This is a genomic window from Pseudomonas palmensis, from assembly GCF_049942755.1.
GTDB classification, from domain to species: domain Bacteria; phylum Pseudomonadota; class Gammaproteobacteria; order Pseudomonadales; family Pseudomonadaceae; genus Aquipseudomonas; species Aquipseudomonas palmensis.
This window is the reverse complement of sequence record NZ_CP187958.1, coordinates 3,658,464-3,675,563: the sequence shown is the minus strand read 5'-3', so window position 1 is coordinate 3,675,563 and position 17,100 is coordinate 3,658,464. Positions and strand designations below refer to the sequence as shown.

17 protein-coding genes are annotated in these 17,100 nt (G+C 65.2%); 5 read left to right on the top strand and 12 right to left on the bottom strand.

What is annotated here, in order from left to right; translation table 11 throughout:
* The first annotated feature begins 33 nt into the window (after positions 1-33).
* Positions 34-1,350, top strand: a complete 1,317-nt coding sequence (locus ACPRTJ_RS17000; protein WP_426427135.1) for a PQQ-dependent sugar dehydrogenase — start codon at positions 34-36, stop codon at positions 1,348-1,350.
* Between the two features lie 65 nt (positions 1,351-1,415).
* On the opposite strand, the gene ACPRTJ_RS16995 is transcribed toward ACPRTJ_RS17000, so the two are convergent.
* The 6 genes from ACPRTJ_RS16995 to ACPRTJ_RS16970 form a co-directional block, all read right to left on the bottom strand.
* Positions 1,416-1,949, bottom strand: a complete 534-nt coding sequence (locus ACPRTJ_RS16995) for a C40 family peptidase (RefSeq protein WP_043862544.1) — start codon at positions 1,947-1,949, stop codon at positions 1,416-1,418.
* Positions 1,950-2,083: 134 nt separating this feature from the next.
* Complete coding sequence (locus ACPRTJ_RS16990; RefSeq protein ID WP_043862545.1) at positions 2,084-2,716, bottom strand: C40 family peptidase; 633 nt, start codon at positions 2,714-2,716, stop codon at positions 2,084-2,086.
* A 114-nt stretch (positions 2,717-2,830) separates the two neighbouring features.
* A complete protein-coding gene (gene hda / locus ACPRTJ_RS16985) occupies positions 2,831-3,535 on the bottom strand; it encodes a DnaA regulatory inactivator Hda (protein ID WP_043862546.1) in 705 nt (234 codons plus the stop codon).
* A gap of 131 nt (positions 3,536-3,666) precedes the next feature.
* Positions 3,667-4,149: a hypothetical protein gene (locus ACPRTJ_RS16980; RefSeq protein ID WP_043862547.1), complete on the bottom strand. Its 483-nt coding sequence runs from the start codon at positions 4,147-4,149 to the stop codon at positions 3,667-3,669.
* Between the two features lie 15 nt (positions 4,150-4,164).
* Complete coding sequence (locus ACPRTJ_RS16975) at positions 4,165-5,238, bottom strand: AI-2E family transporter (protein WP_043862548.1); 1,074 nt, start codon at positions 5,236-5,238, stop codon at positions 4,165-4,167.
* A gap of 4 nt (positions 5,239-5,242) precedes the next feature.
* Positions 5,243-6,298, bottom strand: a complete 1,056-nt coding sequence (locus ACPRTJ_RS16970; RefSeq protein ID WP_426427134.1) for a DUF2066 domain-containing protein — start codon at positions 6,296-6,298, stop codon at positions 5,243-5,245.
* 330 nt (positions 6,299-6,628) lie between these two features.
* On the opposite strand from ACPRTJ_RS16970, the gene purM reads away from it, so the two are divergent.
* From purM to ACPRTJ_RS16950, 4 genes are all read left to right on the top strand, one after another.
* Positions 6,629-7,687: a phosphoribosylformylglycinamidine cyclo-ligase gene (gene purM / locus ACPRTJ_RS16965; RefSeq protein WP_043862550.1), complete on the top strand. Its 1,059-nt coding sequence runs from the start codon at positions 6,629-6,631 to the stop codon at positions 7,685-7,687.
* On the top strand, positions 7,687-8,340 hold the full coding sequence (gene purN / locus ACPRTJ_RS16960; RefSeq protein ID WP_054914698.1) for a phosphoribosylglycinamide formyltransferase: 654 nt from the start codon (positions 7,687-7,689) through the stop codon (positions 8,338-8,340). Before purM ends, purN begins: the two co-directional genes overlap by 1 nt.
* An 8-nt stretch (positions 8,341-8,348) precedes the next feature.
* Positions 8,349-9,059, top strand: a complete 711-nt coding sequence (locus ACPRTJ_RS16955) for a DUF3108 domain-containing protein (RefSeq protein WP_043862552.1) — start codon at positions 8,349-8,351, stop codon at positions 9,057-9,059.
* Between the two features lie 221 nt (positions 9,060-9,280).
* Positions 9,281-9,463 carry a hypothetical protein gene (locus ACPRTJ_RS16950; protein ID WP_043862553.1) on the top strand — a complete coding sequence of 61 codons (183 nt, stop codon included), beginning with the start codon at positions 9,281-9,283 and terminating at the stop codon, positions 9,461-9,463.
* Positions 9,464-9,527: 64 nt separating this feature from the next.
* Here the strand turns inward: ACPRTJ_RS16950 and ACPRTJ_RS16945 are convergent, their stop codons facing one another.
* From ACPRTJ_RS16945 to ACPRTJ_RS16920, 6 genes are all read right to left on the bottom strand, one after another.
* Positions 9,528-10,067, bottom strand: a complete 540-nt coding sequence (locus ACPRTJ_RS16945) for a DUF2058 domain-containing protein (protein ID WP_043862554.1) — start codon at positions 10,065-10,067, stop codon at positions 9,528-9,530.
* A 26-nt stretch (positions 10,068-10,093) separates the two neighbouring features.
* Positions 10,094-10,924 carry a nucleoside triphosphate pyrophosphohydrolase gene (mazG, locus tag ACPRTJ_RS16940; RefSeq protein ID WP_054914699.1) on the bottom strand — a complete coding sequence of 277 codons (831 nt, stop codon included), beginning with the start codon at positions 10,922-10,924 and terminating at the stop codon, positions 10,094-10,096.
* A gap of 94 nt (positions 10,925-11,018) precedes the next feature.
* The gene (relA, locus tag ACPRTJ_RS16935) at positions 11,019-13,259 is read right to left on the bottom strand and encodes a GTP diphosphokinase (RefSeq protein ID WP_054914700.1); all 2,241 of its coding nucleotides are present in this window, start codon (positions 13,257-13,259) and stop codon (positions 11,019-11,021) included.
* A gap of 98 nt (positions 13,260-13,357) precedes the next feature.
* The gene (gene rlmD / locus ACPRTJ_RS16930) at positions 13,358-14,716 is read right to left on the bottom strand and encodes a 23S rRNA (uracil(1939)-C(5))-methyltransferase RlmD (protein WP_116052138.1); all 1,359 of its coding nucleotides are present in this window, start codon (positions 14,714-14,716) and stop codon (positions 13,358-13,360) included.
* On the bottom strand, positions 14,716-15,618 hold the full coding sequence (gene cysM, locus ACPRTJ_RS16925) for a cysteine synthase CysM (RefSeq protein ID WP_162484876.1): 903 nt from the start codon (positions 15,616-15,618) through the stop codon (positions 14,716-14,718). The genes rlmD and cysM overlap by 1 nt, the downstream gene beginning before the upstream one ends.
* A 175-nt stretch (positions 15,619-15,793) precedes the next feature.
* Entirely contained in the window at positions 15,794-17,077 is a 1,284-nt protein-coding gene (locus tag ACPRTJ_RS16920) for a HAMP domain-containing sensor histidine kinase (protein WP_078479810.1), read from the bottom strand.
* Between the last annotated feature and the right edge of the window lie 23 nt (positions 17,078-17,100).

Genomic DNA, 17,100 nt, shown 5'->3' with positions numbered 1-17,100 from the left:
TGGACACGGCCAACTTCGCGAGGGACACCGATCATGGGCAACATGCGCATTGCTGTACTGCTGGCACTCACCACCGGGCTGGTGGCCTGCGGCGAGAACGCCCGCCTGGACGTCACCGATGGCACCGGCCCGTCGCCGCGCCTGCCCGAACCGAACAAGACCTTCATCCCCACGGTAAACATCGCGCCGGCCATCGGCTGGCCAGAGGGCGGCAAACCCAAGGCTGCGGCAGGCACCCAGGTGGTGGCCTTCGCCGACAAGCTCGACCACCCGCGCTGGCTGTACGTGCTGCCCAACGGCGACGTGCTGGTGGCCGAGACCAACGCGCCGCCCAAGCCCGATGACGGCAAGGGCATCAAGGGCTGGGTGATGGGCAAGGTGATGGGCCGCGCCGGCGCCGGAGTGCCCAGCCCCAACCGCATCACCCTGCTGCGTGACAGCGACAAGGACGGCGTGGCCGACACCCGCACCACCTTCATCGAGGGGCTGAACTCGCCGTTCGGCATGGCCCTGGTGGGCAACGACTTCTATGTGGCCGACACCGATCGGCTGTTGCGCTTCACCTACGAGCCAGGCGCCACCCGCCTGCAGGGCAGCGGCACCAAGGTGGTCGACCTGCCGGGCGGCACGCTCAACCACCACTGGACCAAGAACGTGATCGCCAGCCCCGACGGCAAGAAGCTGTACGTGACCGTGGGCTCCAACAGCAACGTGGCCGAGAACGGCATGGAGCAGGAGAAAGGCCGCGCCGCGATCTGGGAGGTCGACCCGGCCACCGGCAGCCAGCGCCTGTTCGCCACCGGCCTGCGCAACCCCAACGGCCTGGCCTGGGAACCCCATAGCCAGCAGCTGTGGACGGCGGTGAACGAACGTGACGAGATCGGCAGCGACCTGGTGCCGGACTACATCACGTCGGTGAAGGACGGCGCCTTCTATGGCTGGCCCTACAGCTATTACGGGCAGCATGTGGATGAGCGCGTACAGCCGCAGGATGCAAAGCTGGTGGCCAGCGCGATAGCGCCGGACTATGCGGTGGGGCCGCACACCGCCTCGCTGGGGCTGGCGTTTACCGTGCCGAACGCCTTGCCGGCGCCGTTCGACCAGGGCGCGTTCATCGGCCAGCACGGCTCATGGAACCGCAAGCCGCACAGTGGCTACAAGGTGATCTTCGTGCCGTTCAGCACGGCGGGCAAACCGTCGGGCAAGCCCATTGATCTGCTGACCGGGTTTCTCGACGAGGACGGCAAGGCCATGGGGCGCCCGGTCGGCGTGGTGAACGATCAGCGTGGCGGGTTGCTGGTGGCCGATGACGTGGGCAATGTGATCTGGCGGGTGAGCAAGGCGCAGTAGCACTGCGCTGACGTGTTCGTCGGCAAGGTCGGCTCCTGCTGGAGCCGGCTTTGCAGGCCACGCTGTCAGGGATTGCGCGCCAGGTGCGGCGGCTGCAGCACGCGCTTGGCGTTGAGGTAGGTCTTCTGCCAGTAGCTGTTGGACAGGTAGTCCAGGCGCACCGTACCGCCCGTTGACGGTGCATGCACGAAACGCCCCTCGCCCACGTAGATACCGGCATGGCTCACCTGAGTGCCGCCATTGGTGGCGAAGAACACCAGGTCGCCCGACTGCAACGCACCCTTGTCGATGTCCGGGGCACGAATGCCGATCATCTCGCGGGTTGAGCGCGGCAGGGCGATACCCGCCGCGTCCCGGTACACGTAGCCAATCAGCCCGCTGCAATCGAACCCCGAGTCCGGGGTATTGCCGCCCCAGCGGTAAGGCGTGCCCACCAGGCCCAGAGCCCGGAACAGCACATCCTCGGCCACTGGCGAGAAATACACCTGGGGCGCCATCACCTTCGGTTCGACCACCTGAGGTTTCTGCGGGGCATGGCTGGAGCAGGCACCCAGCAGGGCCGCCAGGGAAAGTACAGCAACGCGCGCGAGTATCGACATAGTCAGAACATCCTGTCTGAAGCCGCCCGACCCCAAGTCGGAAATAGGTGAGAATTTAGATTAGACGTTTTCTGTAAACACGCACGGCGGCGAGCTTTTCAGCTACGCCGCCGTGCGGGACATCACGCGCAGACTCAGTTACGCGACAGGGTAGTCGGTGCCATGGCCAGCGCGCGCTTGGCTTCGATGAAGGTCTTGCTCCAGTAGCGGTCACCGAGATTGTCGATGCGCACGCCACCGCTGCGGCGGCTGCTGGAGTGGATGAACTGATCGTCGCCCAGATAGATGCCGGCGTGGCTGACGCGGCCGCGACCATTGGTGCTGAAGAACAGCAGGTCGCCTGGCTTGAGCTTGTTGCGCGCAACCAGCGGGGCTTTCACGTTGATCATTTCGCGGGTGGAACGCGGCAGGTTCATGCCGGCCTCTTCGCGGAACAGGTAGCCGATGAAGCCGCTGCAGTCGAAGCCGGACTTCTCCGAGGTGCCGCCGAAACGGTAGCGGGTACCGATCAGGGACATGCCACGTTCGAGAATGTTGTCGGCCAGGGCTGGCAGTTCGTAGGGCTTGGTGCTGGAGGAGAACGCTTCCAGGTCCTGCTCGGTGGCCAGCTCTTCTTCGAACACCGACGCAGCGGTGGAAGGCTTGGCGGCAGCCTGGGCAGCAACTGGAGCGGGAGCCTGCTGGTGGGTGACGGGACCGGTGGTCGCGCAGCCGAACAGCAAGGTCACAAGTGCGAGGGGCACGAGGGGTGCGAAGCGATTTAGCATGGGCACGACCGTGGCTTGAATTTGATGAAGCCGAGACTATGCCTTCTATCGGATCGATTTGCAAATTCAATCGAAAAAAATGTGACTTTTATGTGCCGAGGCTCTGGGCCGGCCCTACCAGCCCAATGTCTCTTTCAAAAACGGGATGGTCAGCTTGCGCTGCGCCTGCAGTGAAGCCTGGTCGAGGCGTTCGAGCAGGTCGAACAGTGCGCTCATGCTGCGCGTGCCTCGGGTCAGGATGAAATGCCCGACTTCGTCGGTGAGGTGCAGGCCCCGGCGCGAGGCGCGCAATTGCAGGGCACGCAGCTTGTCTTCATCCGACAGGGCGCGCATCTGGAAGATCAGCGCCAGGGTCAGGCGCGACTTCAGGTCGGCCAGCTTGATCGGCAATTCCCGTGGGGAGCTGGACGCTGCCAGCAGCAAGCGGCGGCCGCTGTCGCGCAGGCGGTTGAACAGGTGGAACATGGCCTCTTCCCAGTCCGGCTTGCCGGCAATCACATGCAGGTCGTCCAGGCACACCAGTTCGTACTGTTCCAGGTTGTCGAGCAGTTCCACGCCGCGATCGAGCAGTTGCGCCAGAGGCAGGTACACCGCAGGCTCGCCCAGTTGCTCGAAGCGCAGGCACGCGGCCTGCAGCAGGTGGGTACGCCCTACGCCCTGCTTGCCCCACAGGTAGATCAGGCTTTCGGTCCAGCCGGCGTCGGCTTCGCAGAGTCGCTCGACGTAGCCCAATGCGGCGGCGTTGGCACCCGGATAGTAGTTGATGAAGGTGGCGTCATCACGCAGACGCACACCCAGGGGCAACTGGATCGGTTTCATGCTGGCTGGGCAGTCCCGAGGAACCGCAAGGGGCCTTTGGTGAAAAGTCCGCAAAGTCTATACCCGTGACGCCAACCGCACAATGCGTTAGCAAAATCAAAGGCTTGCGCGGCATATGGGGCAGGCATGGGTCAATCCTCCAGCAGTTCCTCTGCACTCAGGCGAAACAGCTCCACGGTGTTGATGCTCGCCCCTTCGAGCGAGCCTTCCTTATCCAGTACCTGGTTGGCCGCGTTCATCTCCGAACTGCGCCCGGCAACGCGCTGGAAGGTGCTGCGCGGTAGTGCGGCGCTCCAGCCATTCTCGAAGGTGTTGTAGGCCAGGGTCAGCGCCGCGGTGAAGTAGTGCTGATTGGCGACCGGGATCCGCACCGCATTGTCGTCCTGGTCATAGGCCGTGAAATGACTGGGCAGCGCCTTGAGCCCCAGACGCTTGAGCACCACCCAGGAAAATGCCGAGGGTACGAACATCGTGAGCTTCTCGGCCGCGTGCCGCGAGTAGCCCTGCTGCTGCAGGGCCGCTGCCACCTCATCCTCGTCGAGGTCATCGGCCAGCAGCGGCAATGCATCCATCACGCCTGCCAATGCACAGGCGTGGTCGGTTTCATGTTCCATCACTCAGGGTGTCCTTCAAAGGTCCGGGTCGATTTCACCAGCATACATGTCCGACTCTTTATAGAGGTCGTGCATGTGCCGCAGCAACACCATGATCACCGCCGCCACCGGCAGCGCCAGCAGCACCCCGGTGAACCCGAACAGCTCGCCGCCGGCCAGGATCGCGAAGATCACCGCCACCGGGTGCAGACCGATGCGGTCGCCCACCAGCAACGGCGTGAGCACCATGCCTTCAAGGGCCTGGCCCACCATGAACACCGCGACGATGCCCAGCATCGGGTACAGGTCGCCGCCGAACTGGAACATGCCGGCGATCAATGCCGCGCCGATGCCGATGATGAAACCCATGTACGGCACGATGGCCGCAAGCCCGGCCATGATACCGATCAGCAGGCCCAGTTCGAGGCCCACCAGCATCAACCCGGCGGCGTAGATCACCCCCAGCGCCAGCATCACCAGCAACTGCCCGCGCACGAACGCACCGAGCACCTCGTGGCATTCCAGGGCCAGCGACACCACCTGCTCTTCGCGCTGGCGCGGCAACAGGCGGCGCAGCTTGGCCATCATCAGGTCCCAGTCGCGCAGCAGGTAGAAGCCCACCACCGGGATCAGCACCATGTTGGCCAGCCAGCCGATCAGCGCCAGCCCTGACGCGGTAGCCTGGCTGAGCACGATGCCGACGATGTCGGTGGTCTGGCCCATGTGCTCGCTGATCGCCGACTTGATCTTGTCGAACTTCCAGAAGCCATCGGCCAGCCCCAGGCGCGTCTGCACCCACGGCAGCGCCACGTGCTGCAACCAGTCGAGCATCTGTGGTGCCAGCTCGTACAGGCGCACCAACTGCTTGGCCAGCATCGGGATCAGCACCAGCAGCATCGCCATGAACACCAGGGTGAACAGGGCGAACACCACCACCACGCCCCAGGTGCGTGACAGCCCGGCGCGCTCCAGCCGGTCCACCAGCGGGTCGGCCAGGTACGCCAGGCCGATACCTATAAGGAAGGGCGAGAGGATCCCGTGCAAGAAGTACAGCAGCGTGCCGATTACCAGCACCCCCAACACCCATACCCAACGGCGTGTATCCATCATTCAGTCACGCTCCCTGCCAACGAAACCGCAAACCGGTGAACGGTGCGGGCGCAGCCACCTGGGCCTCGCCTGGGGCTGCGGGTGCGACCGGCGCTGGGGCGACGGCCTCTGCCGGCACCTCCTGCAGCCTGGCCAGGCCCAGTTGCGCACGCACCTGTTCGGGGGTGCCGCTGACGGTGTAGGTCAGGGTATCGCCGTCCACATAGGTCAGGCGCCCGCCCAGCGGCTCAAGGGTCTGCAAAAGCTGCGCATAGCGCTCCAGGGTCATGCCCTGCACCTGTATCTGGTTTTCGCCACCGGTGCCCGGCCGCGCGACAAAGCGCGGCGCCAGGCGCGTGCTGACGGCCAGCATCACCGCATCGGCCAGGGCGGCCTGATCGGCGCCTTCGACCTTGCCCTGCTCGCGCTGGTCGCCCAGCCACAGGCGCCAGGTGCCCTGCCATTTGCCCTCGCCCTCGGTGGCATGCACCGCCAGCAACGCATCGGCCGCGTAGCGCTCGGAGGCCTCGCGCAGGGGCGCGGGGTCGGTGCCTTCGAGGTTCTTGGCAGTGGCCACCAGTTGCTCGTTCAGGTCGCCCATGGGCAGGCGCAGCGGCAAGCCACGGTGTTGCGCGGCGCGGCGCAGCGGTTCGGCGCTGTTCTGGCCATCGCCCACCAGGCTCGAACCGCCCACGCTGTCGTTCAACCACCAGCCGAGGATGGCCGGCCGGTTGCTGCCCCACAGGGCCAGCCCGGCCTGGCGCAGCGCCCGGTCGGTGCTGCCGGGGTCGAAATCCACCAGCACGGTTTCCGGCGGGCCGGCCTCGAAACCGAACTGGCTGATGATTTGCTGCGGGTCCTTGCGTAGCCCTGCCAGGCCCGCACTCTGCGGCGCCTTGGGGTCGCCCGTGAGGCGCACCACCAGGGTACTCAGGGCATTCTGGGTGGCCTGGGCGCGGGCTTCGGTGCCCTCGCCGCTGACCGGCTCGCGCACCTGATAAAGGCCAGTGAGGGTTTCGGCCTGAACGCTCAGGCCAAACAGGGCAAGGCAGCCAACGGCCAGGTATGAACGCAAACGCATGGAGGATTCCTGTCCAGGTAAATAGAAAGCGCGGTCAGTGAAAAGTGAAGCTCTGACCACCCCCGCGGGTAAAACATTCAGCCCTGCGGTCAAATTTCATTACCTATACCTTATACAGCCCATGGCGCGGCAACCAGCGGCCATACCGAATCAATGTTTTTATGTCGAATGAGGCCCTGCCCGTCGGCCTGAGGATGGCCGCTACCGGGTAACCCTGATAAAATCGCGCGCCTTCGCAGACCGGCGACGCTCAGGCAGCAGGAAAACCCTCGCAATGCCTGGCAGGTGCCGGTCGATTCCCCCGAATCCCTCCCCCTAAAGGCCTGGATCATGAGCAAGCAACCCTCCCTGAGCTACAAGGACGCCGGTGTAGACATCGACGCCGGTGAAGCATTGGTCGAACGCATCAAAGGCGTCGCCAAGCGCACGGCGCGCCCGGAAGTCATGGGCGGCCTGGGGGGCTTCGGCGCCCTCTGCGAAATTCCGGCCGGCTACAAGCAGCCGGTGCTGGTTTCGGGCACCGACGGCGTGGGCACCAAGCTGCGCCTGGCACTGAACCTGAACAAGCACGACACCATCGGCCAGGACCTGGTCGCCATGTGCGTCAACGACCTGGTGGTGTGCGGCGCCGAGCCGCTGTTCTTCCTCGACTACTACGCCACCGGCAAGCTCAACGTCGACACCGCGGCTGACGTGGTCACCGGCATCGGCGCCGGCTGCGAACTGGCAGGCTGCTCGCTGGTAGGCGGCGAAACCGCTGAAATGCCGGGCATGTACGAAGGCGAAGACTACGACCTGGCCGGCTTCTGCGTCGGCGTGGTGGAAAAGGCCGAGATCATCGACGGCTCCAAGGTGGCTGCCGGTGACGCCCTGATCGCCCTGCCATCGTCGGGCCCGCACTCCAACGGTTACTCGCTGATCCGCAAGATCATCGAAGTGGCCGGCGCCGACATCCAGAACGTCCAGCTCGACGGCAAGCCGCTGACCGAACTGCTGATGGCCCCGACCCGCATCTACGTCAAGCCGCTGCTCAAGCTGATCAAGGACACCGGCGCGGTCAAGGCCATGGCCCACATCACCGGTGGCGGCCTGCTCGACAACATCCCGCGCGTGCTGCCAAAAGGCGCCCAGGCCGTGGTCGACGTGGCCAGCTGGCAGCGCCCGGCGGTATTCGACTGGCTGCAGCAGCAGGGCAACGTCGACGAGACCGAAATGCACCGCGTACTCAACTGCGGCGTGGGCATGGTGATCTGCGTGGGTCAGGATCAGGTCGACAACGCCCTGAACGTGCTGCGCGAAGCCGGCGAGCAGCCTTGGGTGATCGGCCAGATCGCCACCGCTGCCGAAGGCGCCGCCCAGGTCGAGCTGAAGAACCTCAAGGCGCACTGATGCCGAGCACGTCTTGTGATGTAGTGGTGCTGCTGTCCGGCACCGGCAGCAACCTGCAGGCCCTGATCGACAGTACCCGCACCGGCGACAGCCCGGTGCGGATCCGCGCGGTGATCTCCAACCGCGCCGATGCCTACGGCCTGCAGCGCGCCCGCGATGCGGGCATCGACACCGCCGTGCTCGACCACAAGGCCTTCGACGGCCGCGAGGCCTTCGACGCGGCGCTGGTCGAGCTGATCGACGGCTTTGCCCCGCAGCTGGTGGTGCTGGCCGGCTTCATGCGTATCCTCAGTGCCGGTTTCGTGCGCCATTACCACGGCCGCCTGCTCAATATCCACCCTTCCCTGCTGCCCAAGTACAAGGGCCTGCATACCCACCAGCGTGCGCTGGAAGCCGGGGATGCCGAGCATGGCTGCAGTGTGCACTTCGTCACCGAGGAACTCGATGGCGGGCCACTGGTCGTACAGGCTGTGATACCGGTAGTCTCGGATGACACGCCGGCGCAACTGGCCCAGAGGGTTCACAGCCAGGAACACCTGATTTATCCGCTGGCGGTGCGCTGGTTCGCCGAAGGCCGTTTGCGCCTTGGCGAGCACGGTGCTCTACTGGATGGCCAGCCCTTGGCGGCCAGCGGCCACTTGATTCGACCCTAGGAGATTTTATGCGTCGTGCCCTGCTCTTCGCACTTGCCGTGCTTGCACTGCCGCTTCAGGCAGCCGATCTGAAGCCTTTTTCGGCCAGCTACACCGCCGACTGGAAGCAACTGCCCATGAGCGGCACCGCCGAGCGCAGCCTGGCCAAGAACGCCAACGGGACCTGGAGCCTCAACTTCAAGGCCTCGATGATGATTGCCAGCCTGACCGAACAAAGTACCCTGCGCCTGGACAAGGACACCCTGCTGCCGCAGACCTACCACTTCGAACGTGGCGGCCTGGGCAAGGCCAAGAAGGTCGACCTGGACTTCGACTGGTCGAGCAAGAAGATCACCGGCTCCGACCGTGGCGACGCGGTCAACCTGCCGCTCAACCGCGGCGTGCTGGACAAGTCGTCCTACCAACTGGCCCTGCAGCATGACGTGGCAGCCGGCAAGAAGAGCATGACCTACCAGGTGGTGGATGGCGACGAGATCGACACCTACGACTTCCGCGTGCTGGGTACCGAAAAGGTCAGCACCAAGACCGGCCAGGTCGATGCGATCAAGGTCGAGCGCGTGCGCGACCCGAGCCAGAGCAAGCGCGTCACCGAGCTGTGGTTCGCCAAGGACTGGGACTACCTGCTGGTGCAACTGCGCCAGGTCGAGACCGACGGCAAGGAGTACGTGATCGTGCTGCAGGACGGCACGGTCGACGGCAAGTCGGTCAAGGGCAGCTGACAGGCCGCTAGCGTGCATTACCCAAAACCCCGCCTTGTGCGGGGTTTTGTTTTTGTGGCGTGGCCCTCCCTGCAGACACCAGCCTTGCTGGCGAAGGAGTCGCCTCGACCGTGCGGCATGAAAGATGTTTCATGCGCCAAGCATTTACTTAGGCTGCTAACAAATTCTATAAAAGAGACCTGCGACACGGTGCCGCAGTTAACTGGATTTGGAGTTAGCAGATGACTGTCAAAGTAACTGAGCGCGATGAATCGAAACTGTCCCACGAAGGCCTGGCCGCAGGCGTGCGTATCTGGGATGTGCATCAGCAGGACCAGCTGGTCGGCATGTTCCACAACGAACAGGAAGCCCACAGCTACCGGATCGAACTGGAGTACCTCGAAGCCAAGCGCCAACCCCAGTAATTCCCCGTCTTCAGAAACAGCAAACCCCGCCGAGGCGGGGTTTGTCGTGTCTAGCCCAGCAGGCTTACCACATCAGGTCATCCGGGATGACGTAGGCGGCGTACGGGTCGTCCGCATCCGGCGCTTCGACCTGGGTGTTGAGCAGCACGATGCGCTGCGGGTCGCGCTCCTGGATCTTCAGCGCGGCCTCACGCGGGATCACCTCGTAGCCACCGCCATGCTGCACGATCGCCAGCGAGCCGCTGCTCAGCTTGCTGCGCATCAACGCGTTGACCGACAGGCGCTTGACCTTCTTGTCGTCGACGAAGTTGTAGTAGTCCTCGGTGGTCAGCTTGGGCAGGCGCGACACCTCGATCAACTGCTTGACCTGGGCGGCACGGGCCTTCTGCTCGGCCTTTTCCTGCTGCTGACGGTTGAGCTCCTGGTCACGCTTGGCCTTCTCGGCCATGGCTTCCTTGGCCAGGCGCTGCTGGGTGTCGTCGACTTCGACCTGGCCTTTGTGCTCCAGGCGTTTCTGTTTCTTCTGTTCTTTGCTGACCTGCTTGACCTGCTTCTGGTTGACCAGGCCGGCTTTGAGCAGTTGGTCACGAAGGGAAAGGCTCATCGGTGTTCACTCACTTATGCAACAGCTCAGCCGCAGCTGGGCAGGTTCTTTTCCTGACGTTTGGCTTCGCCCCAGAGCGCGTCCAAGTCTTCGAGGGTGCAATCTTCAATCGGACGCCCCATGTCGCGCAATGCCTGTTCGATAAAACGGAAACGTCGTTCGAACTTGCGATTGGCACCACGCAGGGCGTTTTCCGGGTCCAGCTTGAGGTGACGGGCCAGGTTGACGGTGGCGAACAGCAAATCGCCCACCTCGTCGGCCAGCGCCGCCGGGTCGTTGTCGGCCATGGCCTGGAGTACTTCGTCCAGCTCCTCGCGCACCTTGTCCAGCACCGGCAACGGGTCGTCCCAGTCGAATCCGACCTGGGCCGCACGCTTTTGCAGTTTGGCCGCACGCGACAGGGCCGGCAAGGCCGCCGGCACGTCGTCGAGCAGCGACAGTTGTTCGGGCTCGCCCTTTTCGGCGCGCTCCTGGGCCTTGATCTCTTCCCAGCGCTGCTTGACCTGTTCTTCATCGAGCCGTGGCAGGTCCAGCGGCGCATGGAGCTCGCCGGTGGGGAATACGTGCGGGTGGCGACGGATCAGCTTGCGGGTGATGCTGTCGATCACCCCGGCGAATTCGAAACGGCCCTCTTCACGGGCCAGTTGGGCGTAATACACCACCTGGAACAGCAGGTCGCCCAGTTCGCCCTGCAAGTGCTCGAAGTCGCTGCGCTCGATGGCGTCGGCCACCTCGTAGGCTTCTTCGAGGGTGTGCGGGATGATCGTGGCGTAGGTCTGCTTGAGGTCCCACGGGCAGCCGTACTGCGGGTCGCGCAGGCGGGCCATGAGGTGGAGCAGGTCGTCTAGGGTGTACATCGTGTGCTCTCTGTTCGGCAGGTCTGGCCTCATCGCGGGTCAAGCCCGCTCCCACAAGGATCCTGCAGGAGCGGGCCTGCCCGCAATGGCGCCCTCAAGGCGTACGGTTGCGCCGCGTCTCGATGATGTTGGGCAACTGCGAAATGCGCCCCAGCAAGCGCCCCAGGGCGTCCAGGCCCGGGATCTCGATGGTCAGCGACATCAGCGCGGTGTTGTCCTCCTTGTTCGAACGGGTGTTCACCGCCAGCACGTTGATGCGCTCGTTGAGCAGCACCTGCGACACGTCGCGCAGCAGGCCCGGGCGGTCATACGCACGCACGATGATGTCCACCGGGTAGGTCTGCACCGGCACCGGGCCCCAGCTGACCTGGATGATGCGCTCCGGCTCGCGACCGGCCAGTTGCAGCACCGAGGCGCAGTCCTGGCGGTGAATGGTCACCCCACGACCCACGGTGATGTAGCCGACGATGGCATCGCCCGGCAGCGGCTGGCAGCACCCGGCCATCTGCGTCAGCAGGTTGCCCACGCCCTGGATCTGGATATCCCCGCGCTTGCCCGGCTTGTAGCCGGTGGCCTTGCGCGGCACCAGCTCGATGTGGTCGATGCGGTCCGGCTCCACCAGTTGCTGCGCGGCGTTGACCAGGTGCGCCAGGCGCAGGTCGCCGGCGCCCAGCGAGGCGAACATGTCTTCGGCAGTCTTGAGGTTGGCCTTTTCGGCCAGGCGCTCGAAGTCCACCTGCGGCAGGCCCAGGCGGTTGAGTTCGCGCTCGAGCAGGGTCTTGCCGGCGGCGACGTTCTGGTCGCGGGCCTGCAGCTTGAACCAGTGCACGATCTTGGCCCGCGCCCGCGAGGTGGTGACGTAGCCCAGGTTCGAGTTCAGCCAGTCGCGGCTCGGGTTGCCGTGCTTGCTGGTGATGATCTCCACCTGCTCGCCGGTCTGCAGGCTGTAGTTGAGCGGCACGATGCGCCCGTTGATCTTGGCGCCCCGGCAGTTGTGGCCGATCTCGGTGTGCACGCGGTAGGCGAAGTCCAGCGGCGTGGCGCCCTTGGGCAGGTCGATGGCGTGGCCGTCGGGGGTGAACACGTACACCCGGTCCGGCTCGATATCCACGCGCAGCTGTTCGGCCAGGCCGCCGATGTCCCCCAGTTCCTCGTGCCATTCCAGCACCTGGCGCAGCCACGAGATCTTCTCCTCGTAGTGGTTGGAGCTGGGCTTGACGTCGGTGCCCTTGTAGCGCCAGTGCGCGCAAACGCCCAGTTCGGCCTCCTCGTGCATGGCATGGGTGCGGATCTGCACCTCCAGCACCTTGCCCTCGGGGCCGATCACCGCGGTGTGCAGCGAGCGGTAGCCGTTCTCCTTGGGGTTGGCGATGTAGTCGTCGAACTCCTTGGGGATGTGCCGCCACAGGGTATGCACGATGCCCAGCGCGGTGTAGCAGTCGCGCATCTCGGGCACCAGCACGCGCACGGCGCGCACGTCGTAGATCTGGCTGAACTCCAGGCCCTTGCGCTGCATCTTGCGCCAGATCGAATAGATATGTTTGGCCCGGCCGCTGATGTCGGCCTTGACGCCCGTGGCCAGCAGCTCGTTCTGCAGCTGGTTCATCACGTCGCTGATGAAGCGCTCGCGGTCGAGCCGGCGCTCGTGCAGCAGCTTGGCGATCTGTTTGTACTGGTCGGGTTCCAGGTAGCGGAACGAGAGGTCTTCGAGCTCCCACTTGATGTGGCCGATGCCCAGGCGGTGGGCCAGCGGCGCGTAGATGTCGAACACCTCGCGGGCCACGCGGTTGCGCTTCTCGTCGTCGGCGCCCTTCACCGCACGAATGGCGCAGGTTCGTTCGGCCAGCTTGATCAGCGCCACGCGCACGTCGTCGACCATCGCCACGAGCATCTTGCGCAGGTTCTCGACCTGCGCCTGCGAGCCCAGCACCAGCGAATGGCGCGGGCTGAGGCTGGCACTGATGGCCGCCATGCGCAGCACGCCGTCGATCAGCTTGGACACCACCGGGCCGAAACGCTGGCCCACCTCGGCCAGGGTCACCTTGCCTTCACGCACCGCACGGTAGATGACCGCCGCCACGAGGGAGTCCTGGTCGAGCTTGAGGTCGGCGAGAATCTCGGCGATCTCCAGGCCCGCCTGGAAGCTCGAGGTACCGTCGGCCCAGGAATGCTTGGCCGGGTTACCTTTTTTCTCTATGTCCTGAGCGAACTCGCAGGCCGCCTTGAGGGCTTCCCGGTCCAGCGCCAGGTCGACGCTGACCACATGATCCAGCCATGCTTCGAGATTGATACTGCCGTCGGTGTTGACCGGCTGGTGCACTCTCACCTGTACCATCTTTGTTTACCTTTCCCTACAGCGCATGCTCATGCGCTTGAAAACACGGGTGTCGCCCCTGCCAGATCGAAGGGGCGACACCGGGCGGGCCAGCGTCGCTAACCCACCTCGAATAACGCCATGGCCTCGACATGCGCAGTCTGCGGAAACATGTCGAGGATCCCGGCACATTTTAACCGGTACCCCTGCTTGACCAGCTCGACGGTGTCGCGGGCCAGCGTCGCCGGGTTGCACGACACGTAGACCAGACGTCGGGCGCCAAGTGCGGCGATGTTGCGCACCACCTCGAAGGCACCGTCGCGCGGTGGGTCCAAGAGTACCGCACAAAAGCCTCCTGCCGCCCAGCCTGAAGTCGCCAGAGGCTGGGATAAATCGGCCTGAAAAAACTGCGTGTTATGCAGTTTGTTGCGTTGGGCATTGGCCGCGGCCCGGTCGACCATGGCCTGCACCCCTTCCACCGCCACCACTTCGCGGGCCTGCCGGGCCAGCGGCAGGGCAAAGTTGCCAAGGCCGCAGAACAGGTCCAGCACACGCTCGTCGGCCTGTGGCGCAAGCCATGCCAGGGCCTGCTCGATCATCGCGGTGTTGACCTGGGCATTGACCTGCACGAAGTCACCTGGCCTGTAGGCCAATTCCAGGTTCCACGGTTCCAGGGTAAACCCTAGCGTGTCCGCTGGATTGGCCGGGGCCGGTTGCCCCTCACCTTGTAACCAGAGTTGTACACCCGCCTCGCTGCAGAACGCCTGCAAACGTGCCAGGTCGGCCTCGACCAGTGGCGCGGTATGGCGCAGCAGCAGTGCCAGGGCGGTGCCGCTGAACAGCTCCACGTGCCCCACCACCTGTGGCTTGCTCAGGCTGTGCAACAGCAGCGGCAGGTGACGCAGTATCGACTGCAAGGGTTGTACCAGCACCGGGCAGTCGTCGATGGCGACGATGTCCTGGCTGGCTTCGGCGCGAAAGCCCACGTCGAGCTTCCGGGCCTTGGCGTCCCAGCGCACCGCCACGCGGGCGCGCCGGCGGTAACCGAATTCGGGGCCGGACAACGGCGCGGCCCACTGCTCGGGCACCACGCCGGCCACCCGCTGCAACTGCTCGGCCAGCAGGCGCTGCTTGAGTTCGAGCTGAGCGGCATGGGGCAGGTGCTGCAGGTTGCAGCCGCCACAGCGATCGAAGTGCTTGCACGGCGCCGGGCGCCGCGCCTCGCTGGCGCTGAACACACGCTCCAGGCGTGCCTCGACCACCTTGCCGTGGGCATTGAGCACCCGTGCCTCGACCTCTTCACCGGCCAGGGCGCCGCTGACGAACCAGGTGCGCCCTTCGAAGAAGGCGATGCCGCGGCCGTCACCGGCCAGGCGCTCGATGCTCAGGCGCTGCTTCTTGCCCGTTGGCACCTGGGGCGCACGGGTACCACCGGTCGGCTGGAAGCGCAGACCGCCATTGCGTTTGGCCTTGGACATCAGTTGGCCGCGTCGAAGATGCCGGTCGACAGGTAACGGTCGCCACGGTCACAGATGATCGCCACCATTACCGCGTTTTCCAGCTCGCGCGACAGGCGCAGCATGGCCGCCACCGCACCACCGGAGGACACGCCACAGAAAATGCCCTCTTCGCGGGCCAGCCGGCGGGTGGTTTCTTCGGCTTCGCTCTGGGCCATATCGACCACACGGTCGACGCGGCTGGCGTCGAAGATCTTCGGCAGGTACTCGTGGGGCCAGCGGCGGATCCCGGGGATCGCCGAGCCTTCCATCGGTTGCAGGCCGACGATCTGCACGTTGGGGTTCTGCTCCTTGAGGTAGCGCGAGCAGCCCATGATGGTGCCCGTGGTGCCCATGGAGCTGACGAAATGGGTGATGCTGCCGCCGGTCTGCTGCCAGATTTCCGGGCCGGTGCTGACGTAGTGGGCTTCGGGGTTGTCACCGTTGCCGAACTGGTCGAGCACCTGGCCACGGCCTTCGGCCTGCAGGCGCTCGGCGAGGTCGCGGGCGCCCTCCATGCCTTCTTCCTTGCTGACCAGGATCAGCTCGGCGCCGTAGGCGGTCATGGCGGCCTTGCGTTCGGCGCTGGAGTTGTCGGGCATGATCAGGATCATCTTGTAGCCCTTGATCGCCGCTGCCATCGCCAGGGCGATACCGGTGTTGCCGGACGTCGCCTCGATCAGCGTGGCGCCTGGCTTGATCTGCCCGCGCAGTTCGGCACGGGTGATCATCGACAACGCCGGCCGGTCCTTGACCGAGCCTGCCGGATTGTTGCCTTCGAGCTTGAGCAGGAGGGTATTGCTGGTCTCGCCGGCCATGCGCTGCAGGCGAACCAGGGGCGTGTTGCCGACGCAATCGGCGATGGTAGGGTACTGCAAGGTCATGGCGTATTTCGCAATCCAGACTGCGGGGGCGCCTATCATACCGGCAAACGGCTTTGGCCCATATCACGCAATGGTTGAGGGTTATAGCCGAGGGATATAAGCAGCCCGCGCGCAGCAACTTGAAACGGTGGTGGTGCATTGGCCGGCAAGGCCGGCGCCTACAGCCGAAGCGGTGCTAGATCACCGCCGGCAGCTGCATGTTCACCCGCAAGCCCTTGGCGTTGTTCTGCGCCCACAGCTGCCCACTCTGACGCTGCAGGGCATTGCGCGCAATGCTCAGGCCCAGGCCGAAGCCGCCGTTCCCCGGCCGCGAGTCGTCCAGGCGGGTGAACGGCGCAAAGATGTGTTCCAGCTGCGCCTCGTCCACGCCTCCGCCTTCGTCCTCCAGCCACAGCAGCCACTGGCCCCCCTGGCGGCTTCCCGCAAGGCGTATCACCCCGCCCGGCGGCGAGTGGCGAATGGCATTGCGCAGAATGTTCTCCAACGCCTGGGCCAGGCTGTTGAGGTTGCCCTGCACCCAGCAGTCGGCCCCCAGCGTGCACACCAGTTGCTCCCGCGGCCAGCCACTTTCGAAGCAGGCATCCTCCGCCAGCATCTCCCACAACGCCTGCACCTGGATCGGTTCGCTGACCAACTGCGTGCGCTCGGCGTCCAGCCAGGCCAGTTGCAGGGCGTCTTCCACCAGGCGCTGCATGTTGTCCACTTCCCGGCCGAGGCGTTCGCGCAGCGCCTCCAGGTCGGTCTCGCCCTCGCTGGCCACCCGCAGGCGGCTCAGCGGCGTGCGCATTTCATGGGACAGGTCGCGCAGCAACTGCTGCTGCAGGGCCACCGTGCCCTGCAGGCGCTCGGCCATGTCGTCGAAGGCGCGCCCCAGCTCGCCGAACTCGTCCTTGCGGCTGGTGGTGTCGCTGGCCACCCGCGCGGTGAGCCGGTCGGCGCGCCAGGCATTGGCCTGCTCGCGCAACTGGCTCAGCGGGCGAATCAGCATGCGATACAGGCCCACGCAGAACACCAGGGTCAGCAAGCCGGGGATCAGGCCGTTGGTGACCATTCGCCAGAACAGCATGTTCAGGCGCCCCGGCATCAGCCGCTGCGGCAGTTCGATCACCAGGCTGCCCAGGCTGGAGTCGTCCGGGAACGGCACGAGCATCCATGGCGAGCGCGCCGAATGCCGGCTTACCGGCCAGTCGGTGCCGCGCAGAAACGTCAGGCGCTGGCTCTGGGCGTCGGTCAGCGGCACGCTGCCCAGCGATTGCAGGTCGCTGCCGATCACGCCCACGAAACCGCGCTCGCGCTCGTGCATCTGCGTCAGCCACGCATCCACGCCGGCCTGCCCGCCGCGGCGCACGGCGTTTTCGGCCTCGCGGGCGTAGTCTTCGAGGGTGGCGCGCGCCTTGGGCGACAGGTAGGCGTTGCGGATCTCCATGTGCCGGCCCCACTGCCAGCTCAGGGCAATCATCAGCAGGCAGAACACCACCAGCA

Excerpts from the sequence above, each read along its gene's own strand:
- ACPRTJ_RS16955 (WP_043862552.1), top strand. The coding sequence starts at position 8,349 with ATGCGTCGTGCCCTGCTCTTCGCACTTGCCGTGCTTGCACTGCCGCTT.
- ACPRTJ_RS16945 (WP_043862554.1), bottom strand. The coding sequence starts at position 10,067 with ATGAGCCTTTCCCTTCGTGACCAACTGCTCAAAGCCGGCCTGGTCAAC.
- ACPRTJ_RS16980 (WP_043862547.1), bottom strand. The coding sequence starts at position 4,149 with ATGGAACATGAAACCGACCACGCCTGTGCATTGGCAGGCGTGATGGAT.
- ACPRTJ_RS16975 (WP_043862548.1), bottom strand. The coding sequence starts at position 5,238 with ATGATGGATACACGCCGTTGGGTATGGGTGTTGGGGGTGCTGGTAATC.
- purN (WP_054914698.1), top strand. The coding sequence starts at position 7,687 with ATGCCGAGCACGTCTTGTGATGTAGTGGTGCTGCTGTCCGGCACCGGC.
- ACPRTJ_RS16920 (WP_078479810.1), bottom strand. The coding sequence starts at position 17,077 with ATGATTGCCCTGAGCTGGCAGTGGGGCCGGCACATGGAGATCCGCAAC.
- hda (WP_043862546.1), bottom strand. The coding sequence starts at position 3,535 with ATGAAACCGATCCAGTTGCCCCTGGGTGTGCGTCTGCGTGATGACGCC.
- rlmD (WP_116052138.1), bottom strand. The coding sequence starts at position 14,716 with ATGTCCAAGGCCAAACGCAATGGCGGTCTGCGCTTCCAGCCGACCGGT.
- cysM (WP_162484876.1), bottom strand. The coding sequence starts at position 15,618 with ATGACCTTGCAGTACCCTACCATCGCCGATTGCGTCGGCAACACGCCC.
- ACPRTJ_RS16990 (WP_043862545.1), bottom strand. The coding sequence starts at position 2,716 with ATGCTAAATCGCTTCGCACCCCTCGTGCCCCTCGCACTTGTGACCTTG.
- ACPRTJ_RS16995 (WP_043862544.1), bottom strand. The coding sequence starts at position 1,949 with ATGTCGATACTCGCGCGCGTTGCTGTACTTTCCCTGGCGGCCCTGCTG.
- ACPRTJ_RS17000 (WP_426427135.1), top strand. The coding sequence starts at position 34 with ATGGGCAACATGCGCATTGCTGTACTGCTGGCACTCACCACCGGGCTG.
- ACPRTJ_RS16970 (WP_426427134.1), bottom strand. The coding sequence starts at position 6,298 with ATGCGTTTGCGTTCATACCTGGCCGTTGGCTGCCTTGCCCTGTTTGGC.
- mazG (WP_054914699.1), bottom strand. The coding sequence starts at position 10,924 with ATGTACACCCTAGACGACCTGCTCCACCTCATGGCCCGCCTGCGCGAC.
- purM (WP_043862550.1), top strand. The coding sequence starts at position 6,629 with ATGAGCAAGCAACCCTCCCTGAGCTACAAGGACGCCGGTGTAGACATC.
- relA (WP_054914700.1), bottom strand. The coding sequence starts at position 13,259 with ATGGTACAGGTGAGAGTGCACCAGCCGGTCAACACCGACGGCAGTATC.
- ACPRTJ_RS16950 (WP_043862553.1), top strand. The coding sequence starts at position 9,281 with ATGACTGTCAAAGTAACTGAGCGCGATGAATCGAAACTGTCCCACGAA.